Raw genomic sequence first — 19,279 nt, 5'->3', positions numbered from 1 at the left:
TGGTCTTGTTGGTCAAACCCTCGATCCCTCCACCCGCATAGCGGGTGGTTTTTTGTTTCGCACGCTTCGCGAGCTCAACTGGCTAAAGCCATAATAAAGAAGGCATCCCGCATAGGGATGCCTTCTCGACTACTACTAATATGAACGGATCACGAAATCCCATTATTCCAGGGTGAAATCACCAGAGCCCGTGCGTACCTTCAGCAGCACATCGCCGCTTCCGAACGTTCCTCTGAGGACGCCTTTATCCTTGTCTTTCTCCTCGTATTGGAATCCGTCCCAACTAACCTCGCCAGTGCCGGAGCCCCCTTTAAAATCAACGGTCAGGGAAGAAGGCTCCTGATCCAAATCAACGGTCACGTTGCCGCTGCCCACCCGCAGGTCGGCATCCTGAAGCAGCTCATCCGCTTCCAGTTGAATGTTGCCAGAGCTGGCCTCGCCTTGCAATTCGGCTTCTCCGTCCTGCAGATCAACGCTGCCGCTGCCTGCCTCGAACTTCATCAAGGAAGCCTTATAGCGCTCAGCCGATATATCGCCGGAGCCTGACTTCAAGCCAATTGTGACCGCATCAATATCCTCGATATGAATATCACCGCTGCCCACTTTGATGGAGATATCCTCTCCCTGCAATCCCGCAATCTCTATATCACCGCTGCCTGCTTCAATGTCGGCTCCTGCCCACATTTTCTCAGGCAGTTCCACCGTTAAATCCGTATCCATAATCCGTACGCCGATGCCGATATGATCCGGTGCGTCGATCCCCACGCTCAGCGTTTCGCCCTTCGACTCCACCTTCAATTTGACTTGGTCCGCAATCTGCTTGCTCACTTTCCCATCCAGCCTGATCATGATCTCATCCGAGCTTCCCTGGACGACCTCAATATCGCCGCTTCCTGTTCGAATATCCAACTTCTCGACTTCCTCCGGGCTGACCGCCTGTTCCTCGTGAATTTCCTTCGTAGAGAAGGAGAAGCCAAAGTTAACATTTGAGAAGATATTCATGGGATTCCACGTAAAAATCAACAGCAACACGCCCGCCACCACGATCCACACACCAGTACGTCTCTTCATTTTCGTTTACCTTCATTCCTTCCGTCATTCCAAATTCTCTCTATCTTTCCAGGTTTCCGATTCCTGTTCAGTATAGCACGCATAATCAACATGAACATTAGTCCCGCGAATGATTGAAACCCCGACTTAAGTCTAGTACCGCAAACCTCCTGGGGGTATGCCGAATAGGAGCACGGATTACCTTTGGGAATTCGTAAGATTACGAAAAAAAAGAACCGACCCCCAGCAGAAAATCTTTACCGGGGACAGCTCCTTCTTCGATCTAAGAATCGCTTCATTATGTACAGCATTTACTGAAGTTTTACTTTATGTAGATGCTAGTTCCTCAAAACAATTACAGGATCAATTTCGTTAGAATGCTCATCAGCAAGACGTAGGCTGACACGGATAGAATCAAGTAACCGGCGGTGCGCTCCTTCACGACTCCGCTCGCTTCCATGGCGGCATGCAGCGTTAATGCAAGCAGAGACAACAGCGTAATGAGCAGCAATAAAAAGGAAATATTAAAGCTGAAGGACAGAATGCCTGCTACAACAAAACCGACAGCCCCAATGTAATGCGCCGCTCCGACACGCGTAATAAACAGCTTTAGCTCAGGCTGCTTCCCGCTTCTCCACCAGCCGATCAGCCATACAGCCGCCAGCAGCGCAACGGTCGAGAGCAGTCCGAGCAACAGCATTCTACCGAATACTTCACCATACACGGAGGATGGAAGTTCACTAAATAAGCCTCCCCCTCCAAAGCCAAACATGGCGAAAAAAAGCGATGCTATCCGCTTTCCCGTAAGCAGCGTCCATAGTAGAAATCCTACCAATGAGCTGGCAAGCCCCAGGATTCCGTAGATGAAATGTTTTTCCGTCAAATGAATGCTGTTCAGCGGATTTTTCAGCAGATTCAGGATCAAATAGCCGTCCACCTGCTTCATTGATTTTGTTACTTCATCCAATACATTTTTCTTCTCTGTCTCCATCGTTTCCTCCCATAGAATTATTCATCATGCCTAAACCAGGTCCGATCCTTTCCTATTTTATCCGATATTTGCTAATTCGTATATTGGAAATTGACAAATTTCAGCATTATCCCAATGCAACATCCAGAATCATCATCAAAACGAAACCGAACATTAGGCTCATCGAGGCCAAGTCTCGGTTGCCCTTTTCCTGAGAGCTAGGAATAACCTCTTCGGCTACGACAAAGATCATCGCTCCGGCTGCAAAGCTTAACGCATACGGCAGCATCGGCTCAATAACGGATACGGCCACTGCGCCGATGACCGCAGCGATCGGTTCAACCATGCCTGAGAACTGCCCATAGAAAAAGCTCTTTCTCCGCGACATTCCGTCACCGCGCAGCGGCATGGATACCGCAACGCCCTCCGGGAAGTTTTGAATGCCGATCCCAAGCGCCAAAGTCATAGCGCCGACAAGAGACGCTTCCGTCCCCCCGTTGGCTAACGCGCCAAATGCGATCCCAACCGCCAGCCCCTCCGGAATGTTATGAAGGGTGATTGCAAGGACCAGCAGCGTGCTTCGTTTTCTCATTTTGGGATTGTACCCTTCTGCTCCTCCGATCGGGGCATTGGGATGAAGATGCGGCAAAATCTTATCGATCCCCCAGATGAATACCCCTCCCAATAAAAATCCGAAGGCTGCCGGAAACCAGTTCCCGATCGGATTGCCTTCCGACATTACGATGGCCGGAGCCAATAAAGACCAGTAGCTGGCCGCAATCATCACGCCGCCGGCAAACCCCAGCATGCTGTCCAACAAGCGCTGGTTCAAGGTTTTCGTTACAAACACGAGCGTAGCCCCTAATGCGGTCATTCCCCATGTAAACAGAGTAGCGAGTAGTGCTTGGAGGATGGGATTCAAGTTCATAAATACATCTACCATTATGGATGAGCTCCTTTTTATGTAAGTGATTATGCTAATGATAAAGTTAGGGTTTCCCCATCAAATCCTAGCATGCATATGCCGACTTTTGTTAGAGACATCTAGAGGATATGTACCCAAGAGGGTTACTCCCCATACAGCCCATCAAAATTATATATCAAATATTCCGTATCATTAACACTTACCTTTTGTTAAGTACCTGAACTAAAAGTGCATACTTACATAATTTCGGCTATCGCTTTATACTCAAGACAATTCATCTTGCAAGGAGGACAACGCTTTGAAAACGCTAGTCATCGTAACACACCCTAATCTGGAAACGTCGGTCGTAAATAAGCGATGGGTCGATGAACTCCGGAAATACCCGGAAAAATACACGATTCATGAATTGCATAAGGTTTATCCGGACGGCATCATTGATGTAGAACAAGAACAGCAGCTAATCGAAACGCACGGCAATCTTGTCCTGCAGTTTCCTATCTATTGGTTTAATTGCCCGCCGCTTCTCAAAAAATGGCTCGATGACGTCTTCACCTACGGGTGGGCATATGGTTCCAAAGGCGGAGATAAATTAAAGAAGCGTAAGGTTGCCCTGGCGGTATCCGCCGGCATTAGAAAAGAAGACTATACAAAAGAAGGAAGGTATCGCTATACGCTTGATCAGCTGCTGACTCCGTTTGAGACGACCTTCCGATACTGCGATGCGGATTACCGTTCATTCTATGCGTTTTATGGTCAAGAAAATGAACCCGGCGGGAACGTGCCCGGTATGGAGCCGGACCCTGCTCAAAGCGCATTGGAAGCAAGCGCCCGCGATTATGTGAAGTTCGTCGATAGCCTGTAATCGGGGTACCGGTGTGAAGGATTAAAAAAGAAGTATTCCTTGAATAGGGGAATACTTCTTTTTTTGAGTCCGGCCTCATGTCAGGCCTCTTGCGGTACAGATTCGGGCGTGGGCATATGATTCTCGCCCCACTCGCACATCATATACAGCACGGGAATGAGGGAATGCCCCCGTTCCGATAGCGTGTATTCCACCTTTGGCGGAACTTGCGGATATTCCGTGCGAACGATCAGGCCATCCTCTTCCAGCTCCTTTAACATTATGCTCAGCGTTTTAAAGGATATCGAACCGATGCTTCGCTTCAGCTCATTATGCCGCATAACCTTATTTTCGGCCAGCCAATACAAAATGATCATCTTGTATTTACCGCCGATCAAGGACAGCGTATACCCAAAGCCGGTGTCTCGGGGGTTTACGCCGGTAGGAACACAGGTTTCACGCACTAGGGTCACTCTCCTTCTAGTCTGCTTGCCTAATATTTCTTGTATGATAAATCTTATCATAAATACAAGCCGATAATGGGGAAAGCTTCATCTTGTTTCAACAAAAAATCCAGGCAGCAAGTCCGAACGAATTCTCGCTCATGGCTGCCTGGATATCGTTAAGTCATGCTTTACAAGGACGGGTCCATGCTGACATATGGATCATCCAGCCCACACATCTTTTACATATCGACCGGACGATTCCAGCCCGGATAACCAGACGGCAGCTTCTTCTTCGCTCACGCCATGCTGATCCCGGTATGAACGGATCAGCGTCTGTTCCACATCCGGCGCCATTCTTGAACCGTCCCCGCAGATGTACATTTTCGCTCCCGCCTCCAGCAGTGACAGCAATATGGATCCGTCCTGCTTCATCAAATGCTGGACATAGCATTTCTCCACACCGTCTACCCTGGAGAAGGCTGAATGCAAGGTGACCAGCCCTGCTCTCTCCGCCTGCTCCAGCTCGTCGCGGTAAAGGTAATCATGCTCCGGATTCCGACAGCCGAAGTACAGATGCGCAGCACCCAGCTCCTGCCCGGCATCCCGAAGCGCTTGCCTTGCTTGGATGAATCCCCGGAACGGAGCAACGCCGGTTCCCGGCCCGATCATAATCATTGGCGTTGCCGGGTCTTCCGGGAGCTCGAAGCCGGATTCCGGGGAACGTATAAAGATCAACACCTCTGCGCCTACCTCTAATTCCGCCAAATAATTGGATGCAATTCCCCGGTATTCGCCGCGGCCGCTCCAGGCGCTGTCCCGCACGACGCTGACCGTGATGCTGGCCGTATTCCGGCTGACTCGCGGCGAGCTGGATATTGAATAGTATCTCGGCTTCAGCGGCGGCAGCAGCTCTAGGAACCGTTCAAACGGAAGCTCACAGGCTTCATACCGCTCCAGAAGGTCCAGCATACTGATCCGTTTGGCTCTCACTTCATCCTGATATGTCGGATCCTCAAGCAGTTCTAGAAGCTCTTTGGCATGGGGCGGGCAAACCGTACATTCGGCCATTTCCCGAATTTGCGCACGCGTGGCGGGTTCCTGCAGCTCTACGCTGCGGGAGAGCAGATCGTCCAGGCGAACCGGGACGCCGGTCGGCAAATGAGCGCCGCTTCTTCCTTCAACCGATAGAATAAGATGCGCCCCCGCGTCCAATTTAAATCTTCGGAGGACTCTCTGAACCAGCGTCGCCGGGTTAACCGGAAGAACGCCAAGATGGTCTCCTTCATGGTATTCAGTTCCCTCCGGCAGGGAGATTTCGATATGCTGTGTTATGCGTCCGCTGTCTTCATGCTGCAGATTCCGGCTGTGAACAATGCGCCCGCACGCAGCATGGTAGGTATTGGCCAGCGGTACGGCGGCAGCACCCGGTACGAACTGGACGGACAAAGAGCTGCGCTTCGTCTCATTGACGGCTATCACCGGCAGGCCGAGGGCCTGCATCAGATCCGGCCATAGCTCCGCGGTCCATGCATCGACTTCACGTTCAAAATCACCGCTTGCATCACTCTCGCCTCGCGGCAGCAATCGCTGTGCCCCTTTGATAGCCAGCTGCTCGTCGATCAAACGGGGGATGCGCTGGTACGTGCTTGCCCAATTGTGATCCCCGCAGCCGAATACCGCATACCGCACACCCTGGAGTTCGGACTCATCCGCATTCTCCAGCCATTCCACGAAACTCTTGGCATTCGAAGGCGGCTGCCCGTTGTAAGATGCCGATACAATCACGACCGCTCCTTCCTTCGGAAGCCTTCCAGCGAAGTCATCCAGCGTGCCTACCTGGCTGTCGAATCCTAAATGCTTCGCAGCATCGGCCACTTCTCTGGCAATTCCCTCGGCCGTGCCCAAATTGGATCCGTACAAAGCGAGAAGCGGCGTATGATGTGCATGGGTTACAGGTTCAGGACTTGTGGATTGCCGCTTCTCCGATTCGGTAGAAGCGGCTGCGCCTCCTCCCGGAATCATTAGGGCCGTTCCGTCTTGACGGTTCCGGATTTTAATATGGAACCCTTCCGGCTTCAGCGTAAGCGTCTCCTTCACCTTCAGCTCGTAAGACTGATCATCGATAAGTTCAAAATATTTGAGAACCAAACCAAGCACCAAGGTTGCCTCCTGCAGCGCAAATTGCTGCCCGATGCAGGCGCGCTGTCCGTTGCCGAACGGTTTGTACGCATCATGCGGCACCTTGCTCGGATCTTCGAAGCGCTCCGGTCTGAACGCTTCCACGTCGTCTCCCCAGACGCGGGAGTCTCTGTGCAGTCCCGGTATGAGGACCGTCACGCTGTCCCCCTGCTTGACCGAATAGGTGCCGCCGATCGTTGTATCTTCCTTGGCATACAACGAGAAGGCGGGCGCGGTCGGCCACAAACGCAGCGACTCGTTTAGAACCATGCGGACGTATTTGAGCTCCCTCACCTGGTTGTAGGACGGTACGGGATCTTTAAGCACCCGGTCCACTTCGCTGACCGCCTTTTGCAACTTATCCGGGTTTTTCATCAAAAAGTAAATAGCAAACGAAAGCAAGCCGCTTGTCGTCTCATGCCCGGCGATCAGAAACGTGATCATCTGGTAGCGGATGTTCTCTTGATCCAGCCGCTCGCCGGTATCAGGATCTACCCCTTCCAGCATATGGGCCAGCAGGTCCCCTTCATCTCCGCCATGCTTCTGGCGTTCTCGAATAAGCTCATCCACAAGAGAGAACATGAACTGAATATCGTCTTGAAACTGGCGCTTCTTTTTCAACATGAACATGTCTTGGATGCCCAGCCGGTGAAGCTGGTTCATTCCCTCATCAAGCGCACGCACCATGCTATCGATAAACGGATGATTGTCTTCCCGGTAGAAGCTGTTAAACCGGTAATTGAAGCCGCACAGGCCGATCGTATCCAGCGTGAGCCGCGTCATGTCGGCAGGAACGTCCACCGTTTCATCCGGATTGAGACGGGCCCATTTCTGGATCAACTGCATGGCAATATCGAGCATTTTCGTATGGTAGCCCTGCATCGCGCGCTGACTGAAGCTCGAAAGCAGGATGTTATGGGCCTTCTTCCAATTGGGTTCATGCGTTGCGCTTGTGAACAATCCATCGCCCGCAAAGGCACGTACATTCTGCAGCGGTGCCCATATCCGCTTGTCGAAGCGCTTCTCGTCACAAGCATCTCTTACATATTCATGGCCGGAGACGTACAGTTCCCTGCGACCGCCCGGATACTGAAACTGAAAGATCGGGCCGAGCTCCGAAGCGATTTTCACTAGCGACTGAACCGGTGCGGACGAATCCAGCAGGGGCAAATTGCCAAGCGGTCCGTAAGTTTTAGGTTGAGGTATCCCTTTTGTTAGCATCTTCGTTTCCCTCCATCTTCCGAATTTCCATCTGTTATTCGCCCTTCTCCCGGCGGGTTCCACCCTGGTCCGGTACGAACTGACCGAAATCGTAATACGGTCAATTCGCGGTAAAAAAGGAGGATGTGACAGCAGCTTCGCAGTATCCCTATAGCATGGCTGTCTTATCCTAGCCAATACCCTATCATGATATGATGGTCTCGCATATCAGCCGGAGGTCCATAATTATCCAGCCCTAGCCGGGTCTCGCAGTGCTACTTTTCAACCAGGAACCACTCCCTGATTGAATCTTAAGGACTAATCGGCGTTTTTTCGGATACGCCTCCAGATGGGATAACAACCGCTGAACTAGCGGCAACTAACCCCAGACGCTCTTTGTGCAGGGAAGCATGCTTTCGTTGATATTACTCGGTCTTTTCGGCTTGATGCTGCAATCTAAGCGCATTCCCGACTACAAGGAGCGAGCTCGCCGCCATCCCGATGCATGCGATGCGAGGGTCCAAATATCCCAGCGCAGCCAAAGGTACGGTAATCGCATTATACAGCAGGGCAAACAGCAAATTTTGGTGCACATTCCGCATGGTTAGTCGACTCCAAGTGTAGGCCCCGATGATGCTGGAGAGCCTGTTCCCGATCAAAACCACATCACCGGCCTGTTTGGCTGCATCCGTCCCGCCCCCCATCGCTAACCCGACATCTGCCGCAGCTAAGGCGGCCGCATCGTTGATGCCGTCTCCGATCATGGCTACCTTCCGGCCGCGTCCCTGCAGCTCTTGGATAAACGCCAGCTTGTCTTCGGGAAGCATTTCCGCACGAACCTGATGGATCCCCGCCGCTGCAGCCACCGCTGCTGCAGCGGGCTCTTCATCGCCTGTGACCATCCACACATCCGCTTTTTCCTTCAATACCTGTACGACCTTCCGGGCATCCTGGCGCAGCTTATCATTCAAAACAAACGAACCGACGCACTCCCCGTTCAAGGCAATATATAGTCTTGTATGACCCGGCAGATCTTCATGGCGATCCGGATGGATTCCTTGCTCCAGCAGCCATTTCCGGTTTCCCACACGGACGCGGCTTCCTTCTACATGGCCTTCCATCCCTTTCCCTGCCCATTCATGGAACTGCTGGACTTCCGGTAGAAGAGTCCCTCTGTCCCGCGCGGCTCTTACGATGGCTTGCGCTAACGGGTGAGCGGATCGAACGGCCAGCGCTGCCGCCCTGGAAAGCACGTATGCGCCGCCGCCACGGTATGCGTGAATCTCCTTGAGCTGGGGCCATCCTTCCGTCAACGTGCCTGTCTTATCCATCAATATGACATCGGTCTGCCGAAGCCTTTCCAGAGAGCTGCCTTCCTTAAACAGAATACCTCTTCGGGCGGAGGACCCGGTGGCAATCAGGATGGATACCGGCGTAGCCAGACCAAGCGCACAAGGACATGCGATCAGTAATACGGACAGCGCGTGACGCATGGCGGTTTCGGAAGCATCATGGCCATGGGACAATATCTGCCATCCCGCATAGGTGAGGGCAGCAAATGCGATCATCATAGGGACGAAAATGGCAGCAATTCGATCAACAACGCGTTGAATTTCCGGCTTGCCCTGCTGCGCAGACTCGATAAGGCCAATCATCTGCGATAAGCGGGTCTCCTCATGCTGCTTGTCGACGACAATGTTCAAGCTTCCGATGAGGCAGCGCGTTCCGGCATAAACCCGGTCGCCCGCCTTTTTGGCCACTGCTGCGCTTTCACCTGTCAGCATGGATTCATCGGCATCCGCCGTTCCCGAATGCACGAAGCCGTCAACGGAAATCCATTCCCCCTTATTCACGCGGACCCGGTCCCCGGTGTGCACCTGATCCGTGGTGAGCCATTCTTCGCCATGACCGCGAATAACCCTCACCGATTTAACCTGAAGCTCGTACAGCGCGCTCAGCTGCCTTAACGCTCTGCCTTTCGCTACCGTTTCGAGCCATTTTCCCAGCAGAACTGTAGTCATAACCATTGCGATCGTATCAAAATATAGCATCGTATGCGTCAAGTCGTGCCTTGATTGGAACAGCGTATAGTGACTGTAAAAGTACGCTACGGAGGTGCTTAACGCCACAAGGGTATCCATATTGGCCGTACGGTGAATCATCGCCTGGTAGGCGCCATAATAGAATGGATATCCTACACCGAACTGAAGCAGGGTGGCTAGCACCCACTGAATTACTGGGTCCATCAGCAGAGCCGGCGTCCACCCCATCGGCAAATCGACGATATGGGCCACCATCGCCCATAAGAGCGGGAGCGACAAGCAGGCCGCGATGATGAAGCGGATGCGATACGCTCCTGATTCCGCTTCGATTCCTGTATGCGGATTCGACAGCCTGTCGGACGCACCATAGCCAAGCTTTTCGATTCTTTCCAGGATGGTGTTCATGCCGACCCGCCTCGGTTCATAATGAATCGTCGCCCGTGACAAGGCGAGGCTGACGCGGGCTGACTGTACGCCGTCCAATTTGCGAAGGACTTTTTCGATCCGCGCTGCGCAAGCCGCGCAAGTCATCCCGCTGACATGGATTTGATCCAGCTTCACAATGCTTCCTCCCCATCCTTTGCTCACTTCTGAATTCGCTTGTCCATACATTCTATGTGGCTGCCCGAATAATCAGAATGGCCAGGATGGAAACCGGATATGTGAGATGAACAGAGCCCAGCTGTCCCGCGGCCTGCTTCTAATGTTGCCTATTCTTCATTTTCAGGAAATTCGTGAGCTGCTCGTTCATATATTCCGGGCTGCGGGTGAAGCCGTCCTCATGCCATTGAATCAGCAAGCCCATAATGGCATTGGCCTGATACGCGATGACCAGCGGGATGTCGATGGAATCCTCATTTGGTGCGGATGTGCTTTCCAGCATTAAGCCTTTGATTTTCTCAAACAACGAGTAGTAATAAGACAACGAAGATTTTTTATCAAACACAATTTCATAAAACGGCTGGTATTTCTTCACATGGTGAAAGATGCGGATCGTTGAAGGATCAAGATGGCTAGGGTCCAGCATAGCTACATGACGGTAAGGCTCATAATAGGATTCCTCCAAATCTTTAAGCAAATGATGGAGATGCTCGTCAAATAAAGTCCCGACGTCTTTATAATGCAAATAGAAGGTGCCCCGATTGACGCCCGCTTCACGGCAAAGCGCGGACACTGAGATCGATTCCAACGTGTTCGTTCGTAATAAACGCAATAACGCTTGATGCAGTGCTTTCTTGGTCTTGATGACCCTTAAATCATTTTCGTTCATGGCCTGTTCACCTCTCCACGCATACACAGATGTATACTCCTCGTATTGTTAATGAACGTTAATCCGACAATTTGTTCAATAACTGAATAATGACAAGAATTATATACCGATCGCTGCAAAAAGTACACTAAACGTCTTTCCATCTATCCTATGGCTTTGCCGTCCAAGCGTCGACGCTGGTCATCGTGCAGCAGTCATCATTACAACGCGCGCCGAGAGAGACACGCGGTAGCCGCTTCCCGTTCCGTACACTATCCCCAATCGCTGCTGGCAAGGGACGGGGGACGAAAACTCCTCTGCAAGATCGTAACCGCCAGCACAAGAAAAAAAGAGCGTCCCGCAGTAGAACAATCTACAACGGGAAGCTCTTCCGTGTTCTGATCGATATGAGGTTATTATTTTTACGCTCAATCTATTAGAAGCCGGCTGTCCAGCCTCCGTCCGCGGCGATGACGGCACCGTTGATAAAGCTGGATTCATCGGATGCCAGGAATAAAGCGACTTGAGCGATTTCTTCCGGTTGACCGGCACGCGGAATGACGCCTTGGGTTACTTTCGTGCGGGAAGCACCGAACTCGTCCAGATTTTTCATCGTCGAACCAATATTGGTGATCGTTGCACCGGGCGCAATGGCGTTGCAGCGGATTCCCTTCTGCGCATACATGAATCCGGTGTTCTTCGTAATGCCGATCACCGCGTGCTTCGAAGCAGTGTAGGCTGCTCCGGCATGCGCACCGCTGAATCCGCCCGTCGAAGCCGTGTTTACGATCACGCCTTTGCCCTTTTCAAGGAAAATTGGAATCGCCTTGCGGATCGCACGCATGACGCCTTTCGTGTTGATATCGAAAATCAGATCCCATTTCTCATCATCCACTTCGCCTACCGGCGCCATATTATCCATGATCCCGGCATTATTCACAAGGATATCCAGGGTTCCATACTGTTGAACGGCGGTATCGATCATGGCATTGATGTCCTCCAAATTTGCAACATTCGTTCTTATGGCGATGGCTTCTCCGCCGGCAGCCTTGATCCCGGCTGCAACCGCTTCCGCGCCTTCTTTATTTAAATCGGAGACAATCACCTTCGCCCCTTCTTGTGCATACAGCTCAGCAATTGCTTTTCCCATTCCCGATGCTGCACCTGTAACGACAGCCACTTTATCCTTCAACCGCATAACGATCCCTCCGCATATTTATTGAACAGTTGTTCATTTAAATTATAGAAAAGCTTGGACGTCTTTGTCAAACCAGAGATTTGTGGACTACGGAACGAGTCATCCAAGCGAATCCGCAGTCTTTTGCTTAGATAATCTCCGTATTAACGTAAACGGAGCTGCCGATCATCCCGGCAGCTCCGTTATTATAAAAGTTATGTGGATTTCCTTAGGTAAAAGTTATCATGGCTTATCCAGCCTCATATCGACCTTGCAACGCGGAAGCCCAGATCGTCTATTTTAAACGCAGGATGACTGCGACGGCGGCATGTCGCGCCGCATCCCCTGGCCTCTTCGGCCCAGCTCCCTCCCCGAAATAACCGGTAAGAGCCGTATACGAGGGGATCATATTGATCCCAGCACCATTCCCACACATTGCCGATCATATCGAACAGCCCCCAAGCATTCGGCTCCTTTACACCGACAGCATGAGTCCTGCCCTCCGAGTTGCCGTGATACCAAGCGATATCATCGAGTTCGCCGTACCTGTAGCCAGTCGTTCCTGCAAGGCATGCATATTGCCATTCCGCCTCAGTGGGAAGACGGTAGCCGTTCGCTTCACGATCATAGTGAATCTGTTCTCCACCATCGGCTGCGAAGTAGCATTCCTTCAGGCCGAATTGCCGAGACAACGCATTACAGAAATGTATAGCATCATACCAAGAAATATTAGCGACAGGGATGTTGGAGCCCTGCAATCTTCGCTCTCTCGTTTGCATGACCACAGAATAAAATGCTTCCGTAACCGGTACAGGTGAAAGGCCAAATGAATCCAGCTCCACCGTCCACGTCTTCTTGATCCGGTCGTCCCTAAGTTTAACGCGACCCGCAGGAATCGTAACCATGGGGTATTGTTCTCGAGGATGAAGCTGCGCCATCCATGTATCCCCCCATTCTACTTAATGGAGCTCAGCTTCTCTATCGCCTGTTGTTCAGTCGGCATAAAGAAAAAATCACTGCCATTATTGCTTTCGTATATGAAATCGCGAAGGCTTCGGCTTGAATAGGTGGTGAAATCCCCAACAATGGCAAGCTTCGCTCTATAATTGATGAACTTTTGCAAGATATCGCCGGCTAAGCGTGTGCTTAAATCGAAAAAACGCTCGCTGATCAATGATTTATGTATGACAATCCGATCGCTGCCCGTCTCATATTGTACGGTTGCCATCAGATCCAATGCGGACTGAACGTCACTAATTAATATACCGCTGCCAGTAACGAGGGCAATGTCCCTGCCGCCTGCCTCGAGTTTCGTTATCTTCATTTTACATCCTCCCAAGTGTATGGTGGTCTTCCAAGCACGCATGGTTATATATGCGAGAAGTGCATGCGTTGCAACTGCTATCCCCCCTTGCGGCCGGTAAATGATCGTACATAATCCTCGCCAATCGTCCGGTTATCTCCCCCATGGATCAGCGGTACGTCCGCTACCCTGAAGAAGCTTAAACCGATCACCATCGCCAGCAATCCGTAAGCCGCGTTGTAGGCATCCTTAACGGACATTTCTCCCGTCTGATTGCCGAAATCAATGATTTTGGCGATCCCATGGAAATCCCTGCTGTAGCTCTCGGCTACAACCTCCTGAAATTTCGGGTCCAATGCGGCCTTCGAGAAAAATTGAACAAACAGCCTGGCTTGATCGATATGAGGAATATGCATCCTTTCAATTCCATCCAGCTGCGATACGTTAATGCTCGGTGCCTCATCATCACGGTAGGGAGGCAATAAATGCTTCATTGTCACCTCCATCATCTCCATCGCCGTCATGGCGCTTTTGATATCCGATTCAATTTTAAGCCCGTAATAGCCAAGAAATGCCTTGAAGGCTTCGATGGTCAAATGCTCTTTGTTCTTAAAATAATACGTGACAACTCCCTTCGAGCAGTCTGCATGCTCAGCTACCTTATCCAGGGTCATGCCGTCGATTCCATGCCTGCTGATGCAGGTTAACGTCGCATTGATGAGATCCGCCCGGCGTTTCGGTTCCATTCCGATCTTTGGCATATCCATATCTCTCCTGTTTTTTATACTGCACGGTCAGAATAAAAAGATTATATCCAAATATTGCCTGCACGTCAAATTCAGCCGCGCAAACTCCGAAACGCTGAGTATTAGAACCCCCTAAAAAAGACGGCTTCCCCGGAATTTAACCGCTCGGATCTTGCTGGTATAACGACTTCCCCGCTATTAGGAACCTTCATCTTACATGTGCATGGATGGAACCCGCCTTCACCTTTTCAATCAACGGCATCCCATTTCGAATGTTCACTTTCATCACGAAATCGGACGGCACCTCCTGGGTGCATAGCGATAGATCCTCCTCCAAAAACTCAGGCTGCCCGTTGTCGTAAAACTTCTTGGCTGCTTCCGAAGCTCGAATCCGCTGGATGGTCGCTTCCGGCGTTACGCAGTCTGACCGCTGGAGGAGATCGGCGATATATTCGGCGCATGCCAGGTCATCATCCCCCGAGGGATGGGAGGCAATGATGTTAATAGTCGTCTCTTCATCCCGCAACCATCGATCCTTAATAATTTCAGCGGTAGTCCTGGCATTCGAAAATCCAGTAACCAATACATGCTCGGCATTCAACGCATTTAAAGCAGCAGTCACTCCGTTGGTTGTCTTCTGGATCAGAAGCTTCCCTTGGAGATCGAACTCCTGCAAACGAGCAGGCGAGTTATCCAGTTCAAATCCCGGGATTAAAAGCCCTTTAATTTCACCAGCCAATATGAAATTAGGGTTTAAGCGCTTTAGTTCCAAAGCTTCATCGACTGTCGCTGCTGGAATGATGCCTTGAGCCCCTCTCAGAAATGCATGGTGAGCCACGGTAAACGCGCGGATCACGTCAATGACAACATTGATATGAGCAGCCTCGGGTGGCTGGTTATGTCCTTGGAGCATTCGAATTTTCATGTTGCATCCCCCTTGCCCTGCGAATTAGGCAGTTTAATAAACAGTATATTTTCGCCGGCATAAGAGGTGATTTGTCTAATCGCAAGCTCTAATTACGCTGACCGTATTTGTACCGCTTCGCTACGGAAGCGAGGTACTCCATAGAAAGGAGGTGATCCAGCCGCACCTTCTCGCAGCCTTGAACTCGGAATCAGCCGCGGAATATATAATCCGAATGTGGTCATAATTAGGATGATATGTACATTTACTGCACAACCTGAAAGGGTACCCTTATGTTCTGTTAAATCTCCACATCGAGGAGCCACATCATGGAAAAGAGAAAAAAACGAAAACTGAACATTAGCTTCCAAAGCGATATCGACCTGGAGGACTCTCCGGAGACAACGGACGAAGATTCAAAGGCCAAAGCCAAATCGGCAGGCGGTTCTAAGGGACAAGTCTGGGAATTCATCGCGCTGGCGACCATTCCGATCGTGCTGGTATTCGGCAATTCCATGCTGGTCCCGGGACTTCCCGAAATGCAAAGGGAGCTTGGCATCAGCAAATTCCAGAGCAGCTTGATCATCACCATTTTCTCGCTGGCGGCAGGCCTGTTTATTCCGTTGATCGGGTATCTGTCGGATCGGTTCGGCCGCAAGGTCATCATCATTCCCGCCTTGATCCTGTACGGAGGAGCCGGTATCCTCGCGGGGTTCGGCGCGATATGGAATTCTTATGCGGTCATTATTTCCGCCAGGGCGATTCAAGGGTTCGCAGCAGCGGGAACGGCACCGATCGCGATGGCGCTCGTCGGCGATTTATACGATGGCGGGACCGAGAGTAAAGCGCTGGGTCTTATCGAAGCATCCAACGGCTCGGGCAAAGTGCTTAGCCCTATTATTGGCTCTCTGCTGATGCTGATTGTTTGGTATGCCTCCTTTTTCGCTTTTCCCGTTTTTTGCGCTTTATCGCTGCTGGCTGTGATCTTCTTGATTAAAGAGCCGAAGCGTAACCAAAAGCAGGAGCTCAAGAAATATCTGGGTAAGATCAAGGATATCTTCAAGGAGAAAGGCCGCTGGCTCATCACTGCGTTTTTTGCCGGATCCCTGGGGCTGTTTATTTTGTTCGGCGTGCTGTTTTATCTCTCCAACATCCTTGAGGAGAAGCCCTACAATATCGATGGCGTGATGAAGGGGTTGATTCTGGCCATCCCGCTGCTGGGGATGGTTATCACTTCCTATACAACCGGGAGCCTGATCAAGAAAAAAGGGCTGCTGATGCGCTGGTTAATGAACATTGGTTTAATCGCCATGACGGTTTCATTAGCCGCTACCCTGTTCTTTTTGAAGAACATCTATGTATTCATTGCATTGCTGACGGTCAGCAGCATTGGGACCGGAATGCTTCTCCCTTGCTTGAACACAATCATTACCGGCGCGGTCGAAAAGAGCGAACGGGGGATGATCACATCACTGTATAACAGCTTGCGGTTTTTGGGCGTTGCAGCGGGTCCTCCCTTATTCGGGTGGATGATGGACAAATCCGATCATGTGGTGTTTATCACCGTTTCTTCCCTTTCTTTGGTGACATTAGGTCTTGTGTTCTTTTTGATTCGGCCCCCTCGCAAGATTGCCTGATCGGCATTCCAATATGGTTAAAGATGGGCACCTGCCTTTAGGGTTGCGCATATGATACCAGTGTCAGTTGGAATATCGACAAATCAAAAATGAATTGGGGAGATTTTAACATGAACAATTCCCTGCGTGCAGTTTGGCCCACGGAGTTAAGTGACCCGAGCGGGCAGCGCAGCAATCCCGCCATGGGAAGAAAAGACCGCGACGCCTATGGGGGCACAGGCCGCGGGATAACGATGGTCATTGATAAGGGTCTTGGCCGTCATGCGTTTACGGATCTGATCGAAACCGCTTCGGATTATATCGATTGCATCAAATTCGGTTTTGGCACGGCTCCGTTGTATAAAATGGATATGCTGCTGTATAAAATCGGCTTGGCCAAACAGCATGGGATCATGGTTATGCCGGGCGGTACCCTGCTCGAGACGGCCGTGCAGCAGGATATTGTCCCTGCATTCTTCAATTCCATTTGCAGCCTCGGATTCAATGCGGTCGAAGTATCCGACGGTACCATCGAGCTGTCCCGCAAACAACGAACGGCTCTGATCCGGGAAGGCAAACAACGGGGATTCCGCGTTTTTACGGAGTATGGCAAAAAGCTGTCCGGCTCCCTCATAGACGCAGCAATGCTTGCCAAAACGATGGAAACGGATTTGTCCGCAGGCGCCGAGTTTATCACGATCGAAGCTCGCGAGACGGGAATGGGCGTCGGCATTTTCGATAAGCAAGGCGAATGTCGGGAAGAATTGATCGATGATATCATTAAATTCGTTCCGGATACGAGAAAGCTGATTTGGGAAGCGCCTCTTAAACACCAGCAAGCCATGCTTTTGCGTAAATTCGGCTCCAATGTACATTTAGGGAATATTCCGCCTTCCGAGGTTCTTGCGCTTGAAACGATGCGCCGCGGGCTTCGTCAGGATACGTTTGAATTTGGGCTTAGGGCGCAGGAAGCGGATCGGTTTTGTTATGTCATTTAACACATAGCCGAAATAACGGCGGTTACGAATAAGGGCAGCCCGGGTAGGATTCCGGACTGCCCATTTATTATACGTTCGATTGGCATGATGGTAATTCCAAACAGGGGCTTAGAGCGGCATGAGCTTTTTAACGATAACCCGGCATCCCCTTCAAGTGACAAGCATACACTACAATATCAGGATAGGCTTGTCACTTCAACCAATGAAGGAGATTTCAGTGTGAGCATTCCGTTCTTTCCCGATCGTTGGAGACTGTTGTTTTCTCGTCGAATAGCGATAAGGTTTCTTCTCATTACGGCCGGAGCTATCATACAGGGCTTCGCCATGGCCGTATTCTTGTTCCCTCACGCCATTCCGTCCGGAGGAGGCGCGGGGATCGCGGTGCTGCTTAACCATGCATTCGGCCTCCCGATGAGCTTCGGGCTTTGGCTTGCCAATACGATTTTTCTAGTATTCACCGTCCAATATCTAGGCAGCATCAGCGCTTTCGGGACCGTATATGTCATAACAGTCACTTCCGTATCCGTCAATTTCTTCGAGGTGTTTGTAGATCCGCCGTTCAAGAATGTATGGATTGATCTTCTCTTCGGCTCGGTGATTCTCGGAACCGGCGTCGCCATGCTGATCAGGCAGCGGGTCTCGAACGGAGGAATCGGTTTTGTGGCCCTGGCAATTTATAAATACAAGGGAATCAACCCCGGAACATCGTTGTTCTGGATGAACGGTATCATTTTTGCCCTGACCGCCTATGTGATTGATTGGAAAATCATAATACTAGCCGTGGGATGCCAATGGATGTCCACCCGGATCATTAACTGGATCCACCAGTTTCCCGCCCCGAAGACAACCTATGCACCCGCATGGCGTAAAAAATAATACGTGTTTGAAACGAAGACGAGTGGCTTCAAATGACGATCCAAGCAATGGAGTCGCGCTTATCAGCCGATACGATCATCTACCGCTAACAGCATGCAGGAAGCGGCAATAGCCGATCTCGGCCGCATTTTTCATCAGCTCCACGTTCAGCCATGCCGCCAGTTCATGAAAGGGTCTCCCCGCAAACGGCCACCGCGTTCGTTCCGAAGATAGGAACTCTTCATCCGTGAGCGCCGACACTTCACGGTTCCATTCGCTTCTCAATTGAGTGATCCTATCCCGGGTCTCTTGTATGCCGCCGCTCGAAAAGATATCTTCCCGGGCCAGAGTTCCGCTGCCAAACGAATGGTTCAGTACCATCGACCACCAGTACGCAATATGCCAAGTCAGCCAAGCTATGCTTGGTGGTCCGATATCGTAATTCTCCGATTCCGGCCATTCCGCCCGCCATATTCCGGATTCTTGATGCACATGAAGTCCTTTCGAGGCGGGTCGCCAATGAAACTCCTCGTCTTCCAGCCCGGTTAGATGCAGGTCGAGCAGCTGCCAAGCCATTTGGAACTGGAAATCAAGCGTGCTGCGAATCAGGCAGTTTGGATTTGACGGAGGGGCATCAGCCATACGAGTCACCTCCTCTCTTTATTGTAAACATTAATTTAATCTGTCTATATATTTACAAACATATTAAGTTATCGTCTGATTAAATGTCAATGGAAGGTCTAAACGAAAGTCCAATGGATTGTCGTGCAATCCGCCTC

General features: G+C 51.0%; 17 protein-coding genes. 4 read left to right on the top strand and 13 right to left on the bottom strand.

Translation table 11 applies throughout. The annotated features are described in order from the left end of the window. Nucleotides 1-162 precede the first annotated feature (162 nt). The 3 genes from J2Z18_RS22030 to J2Z18_RS22020 all read right to left on the bottom strand — a co-directional run bounded on the left by J2Z18_RS22030 (nucleotide 163) and on the right by J2Z18_RS22020 (nucleotide 2,963). Entirely contained in the window at nucleotides 163-1,071 is a 909-nt protein-coding gene (locus J2Z18_RS22030) for a DUF4097 family beta strand repeat-containing protein (protein ID WP_210095322.1), read from the bottom strand. A gap of 334 nt (nucleotides 1,072-1,405) precedes the next feature. Continuing rightward, complete coding sequence (locus tag J2Z18_RS22025) at nucleotides 1,406-2,041, bottom strand: hypothetical protein (protein WP_028404592.1); 636 nt, start codon at nucleotides 2,039-2,041, stop codon at nucleotides 1,406-1,408. A gap of 106 nt (nucleotides 2,042-2,147) precedes the next feature. After that, a complete protein-coding gene (locus tag J2Z18_RS22020) occupies nucleotides 2,148-2,963 on the bottom strand; it encodes a ZIP family metal transporter (RefSeq protein WP_210095321.1) in 816 nt (271 codons plus the stop codon). A gap of 280 nt (nucleotides 2,964-3,243) precedes the next feature. On the opposite strand from J2Z18_RS22020, the gene J2Z18_RS22015 reads away from it, so the two are divergent. Continuing rightward, nucleotides 3,244-3,807 carry an NAD(P)H-dependent oxidoreductase gene (locus tag J2Z18_RS22015; protein WP_007128321.1) on the top strand — a complete coding sequence of 188 codons (564 nt, stop codon included), beginning with the start codon at nucleotides 3,244-3,246 and terminating at the stop codon, nucleotides 3,805-3,807. A gap of 80 nt (nucleotides 3,808-3,887) precedes the next feature. On the opposite strand, the gene J2Z18_RS22010 is transcribed toward J2Z18_RS22015, so the two are convergent. The 9 genes from J2Z18_RS22010 to J2Z18_RS21970 all read right to left on the bottom strand — a co-directional run bounded on the left by J2Z18_RS22010 (nucleotide 3,888) and on the right by J2Z18_RS21970 (nucleotide 15,052). After that, nucleotides 3,888-4,250 (bottom strand): winged helix-turn-helix transcriptional regulator, encoded by a 363-nt coding sequence (locus J2Z18_RS22010; RefSeq protein WP_007128322.1) that lies wholly within the window; start codon nucleotides 4,248-4,250, stop codon nucleotides 3,888-3,890. Nucleotides 4,251-4,451: 201 nt separating this feature from the next. Next, on the bottom strand, nucleotides 4,452-7,631 hold the full coding sequence (locus tag J2Z18_RS22005; protein ID WP_210095320.1) for a bifunctional cytochrome P450/NADPH--P450 reductase: 3,180 nt from the start codon (nucleotides 7,629-7,631) through the stop codon (nucleotides 4,452-4,454). A 404-nt stretch (nucleotides 7,632-8,035) separates the two neighbouring features. After that, nucleotides 8,036-10,213, bottom strand: coding sequence for a heavy metal translocating P-type ATPase (locus tag J2Z18_RS22000; protein ID WP_210095319.1), 2,178 nt, complete (start codon nucleotides 10,211-10,213; stop codon nucleotides 8,036-8,038). A gap of 139 nt (nucleotides 10,214-10,352) precedes the next feature. Continuing rightward, the gene (locus J2Z18_RS21995) at nucleotides 10,353-10,922 is read right to left on the bottom strand and encodes a TetR/AcrR family transcriptional regulator (RefSeq protein WP_028404589.1); all 570 of its coding nucleotides are present in this window, start codon (nucleotides 10,920-10,922) and stop codon (nucleotides 10,353-10,355) included. Nucleotides 10,923-11,337: 415 nt separating this feature from the next. Next, nucleotides 11,338-12,099: an SDR family oxidoreductase gene (locus J2Z18_RS21990; RefSeq protein ID WP_007128326.1), complete on the bottom strand. Its 762-nt coding sequence runs from the start codon at nucleotides 12,097-12,099 to the stop codon at nucleotides 11,338-11,340. A gap of 239 nt (nucleotides 12,100-12,338) precedes the next feature. Continuing rightward, nucleotides 12,339-13,016: a formylglycine-generating enzyme family protein gene (locus J2Z18_RS21985; protein ID WP_210095318.1), complete on the bottom strand. Its 678-nt coding sequence runs from the start codon at nucleotides 13,014-13,016 to the stop codon at nucleotides 12,339-12,341. Nucleotides 13,017-13,033: 17 nt separating this feature from the next. Further along, a complete protein-coding gene (locus J2Z18_RS21980; RefSeq protein ID WP_144869400.1) occupies nucleotides 13,034-13,402 on the bottom strand; it encodes a DUF4180 domain-containing protein in 369 nt (122 codons plus the stop codon). Between the two features lie 77 nt (nucleotides 13,403-13,479). Then, entirely contained in the window at nucleotides 13,480-14,142 is a 663-nt protein-coding gene (locus tag J2Z18_RS21975) for a TetR/AcrR family transcriptional regulator (protein WP_210095317.1), read from the bottom strand. Between the two features lie 193 nt (nucleotides 14,143-14,335). Beyond that, entirely contained in the window at nucleotides 14,336-15,052 is a 717-nt protein-coding gene (locus J2Z18_RS21970) for a 2-phosphosulfolactate phosphatase (RefSeq protein ID WP_210095316.1), read from the bottom strand. A gap of 308 nt (nucleotides 15,053-15,360) precedes the next feature. Between J2Z18_RS21970 and J2Z18_RS21965 the strand changes: the two genes are divergently transcribed. From J2Z18_RS21965 to J2Z18_RS21955, 3 genes are all read left to right on the top strand, one after another. Continuing rightward, nucleotides 15,361-16,668: an MFS transporter gene (locus tag J2Z18_RS21965; protein ID WP_210095315.1), complete on the top strand. Its 1,308-nt coding sequence runs from the start codon at nucleotides 15,361-15,363 to the stop codon at nucleotides 16,666-16,668. 110 nt (nucleotides 16,669-16,778) lie between these two features. Continuing rightward, nucleotides 16,779-17,645 (top strand): phosphosulfolactate synthase, encoded by an 867-nt coding sequence (gene comA, locus J2Z18_RS21960; RefSeq protein ID WP_028404583.1) that lies wholly within the window; start codon nucleotides 16,779-16,781, stop codon nucleotides 17,643-17,645. Nucleotides 17,646-17,864: 219 nt separating this feature from the next. Continuing rightward, nucleotides 17,865-18,521: a YitT family protein gene (locus tag J2Z18_RS21955; protein ID WP_007128333.1), complete on the top strand. Its 657-nt coding sequence runs from the start codon at nucleotides 17,865-17,867 to the stop codon at nucleotides 18,519-18,521. 75 nt (nucleotides 18,522-18,596) lie between these two features. On the opposite strand, the gene J2Z18_RS21950 is transcribed toward J2Z18_RS21955, so the two are convergent. Continuing rightward, a complete protein-coding gene (locus tag J2Z18_RS21950; protein ID WP_210095314.1) occupies nucleotides 18,597-19,142 on the bottom strand; it encodes a DinB family protein in 546 nt (181 codons plus the stop codon). Nucleotides 19,143-19,279: the final 137 nt, after the last annotated feature.

Source organism: Paenibacillus lactis, from assembly GCF_017873605.1.
Lineage (GTDB): Bacteria > Bacillota > Bacilli > Paenibacillales > Paenibacillaceae > Paenibacillus_AQ > Paenibacillus_AQ lactis.
The sequence above is the reverse complement of the archived record's forward strand: the minus strand, read 5'-3'. Positions and strand labels throughout refer to the sequence as shown.

Bases quoted from the DNA above. Each gene is read 5' to 3' on its own strand.
- J2Z18_RS22030 (WP_210095322.1), bottom strand. From the start codon at position 1,071: ATGAAGAGACGTACTGGTGTGTGGATCGTGGTGGCGGGCGTGTTGCTG.
- J2Z18_RS22025 (WP_028404592.1), bottom strand. From the start codon at position 2,041: ATGGAGACAGAGAAGAAAAATGTATTGGATGAAGTAACAAAATCAATG.
- J2Z18_RS22020 (WP_210095321.1), bottom strand. From the start codon at position 2,963: ATGGTAGATGTATTTATGAACTTGAATCCCATCCTCCAAGCACTACTC.
- J2Z18_RS22005 (WP_210095320.1), bottom strand. From the start codon at position 7,631: ATGCTAACAAAAGGGATACCTCAACCTAAAACTTACGGACCGCTTGGC.
- J2Z18_RS21995 (WP_028404589.1), bottom strand. From the start codon at position 10,922: ATGAACGAAAATGATTTAAGGGTCATCAAGACCAAGAAAGCACTGCAT.
- J2Z18_RS21990 (WP_007128326.1), bottom strand. From the start codon at position 12,099: ATGCGGTTGAAGGATAAAGTGGCTGTCGTTACAGGTGCAGCATCGGGA.
- J2Z18_RS21985 (WP_210095318.1), bottom strand. From the start codon at position 13,016: ATGGCGCAGCTTCATCCTCGAGAACAATACCCCATGGTTACGATTCCT.
- J2Z18_RS21980 (WP_144869400.1), bottom strand. From the start codon at position 13,402: ATGAAGATAACGAAACTCGAGGCAGGCGGCAGGGACATTGCCCTCGTT.
- J2Z18_RS21975 (WP_210095317.1), bottom strand. From the start codon at position 14,142: ATGCCAAAGATCGGAATGGAACCGAAACGCCGGGCGGATCTCATCAAT.
- J2Z18_RS21970 (WP_210095316.1), bottom strand. From the start codon at position 15,052: ATGAAAATTCGAATGCTCCAAGGACATAACCAGCCACCCGAGGCTGCT.
- J2Z18_RS21965 (WP_210095315.1), top strand. From the start codon at position 15,361: ATGGAAAAGAGAAAAAAACGAAAACTGAACATTAGCTTCCAAAGCGAT.
- comA (WP_028404583.1), top strand. From the start codon at position 16,779: ATGAACAATTCCCTGCGTGCAGTTTGGCCCACGGAGTTAAGTGACCCG.
- J2Z18_RS21950 (WP_210095314.1), bottom strand. From the start codon at position 19,142: ATGGCTGATGCCCCTCCGTCAAATCCAAACTGCCTGATTCGCAGCACG.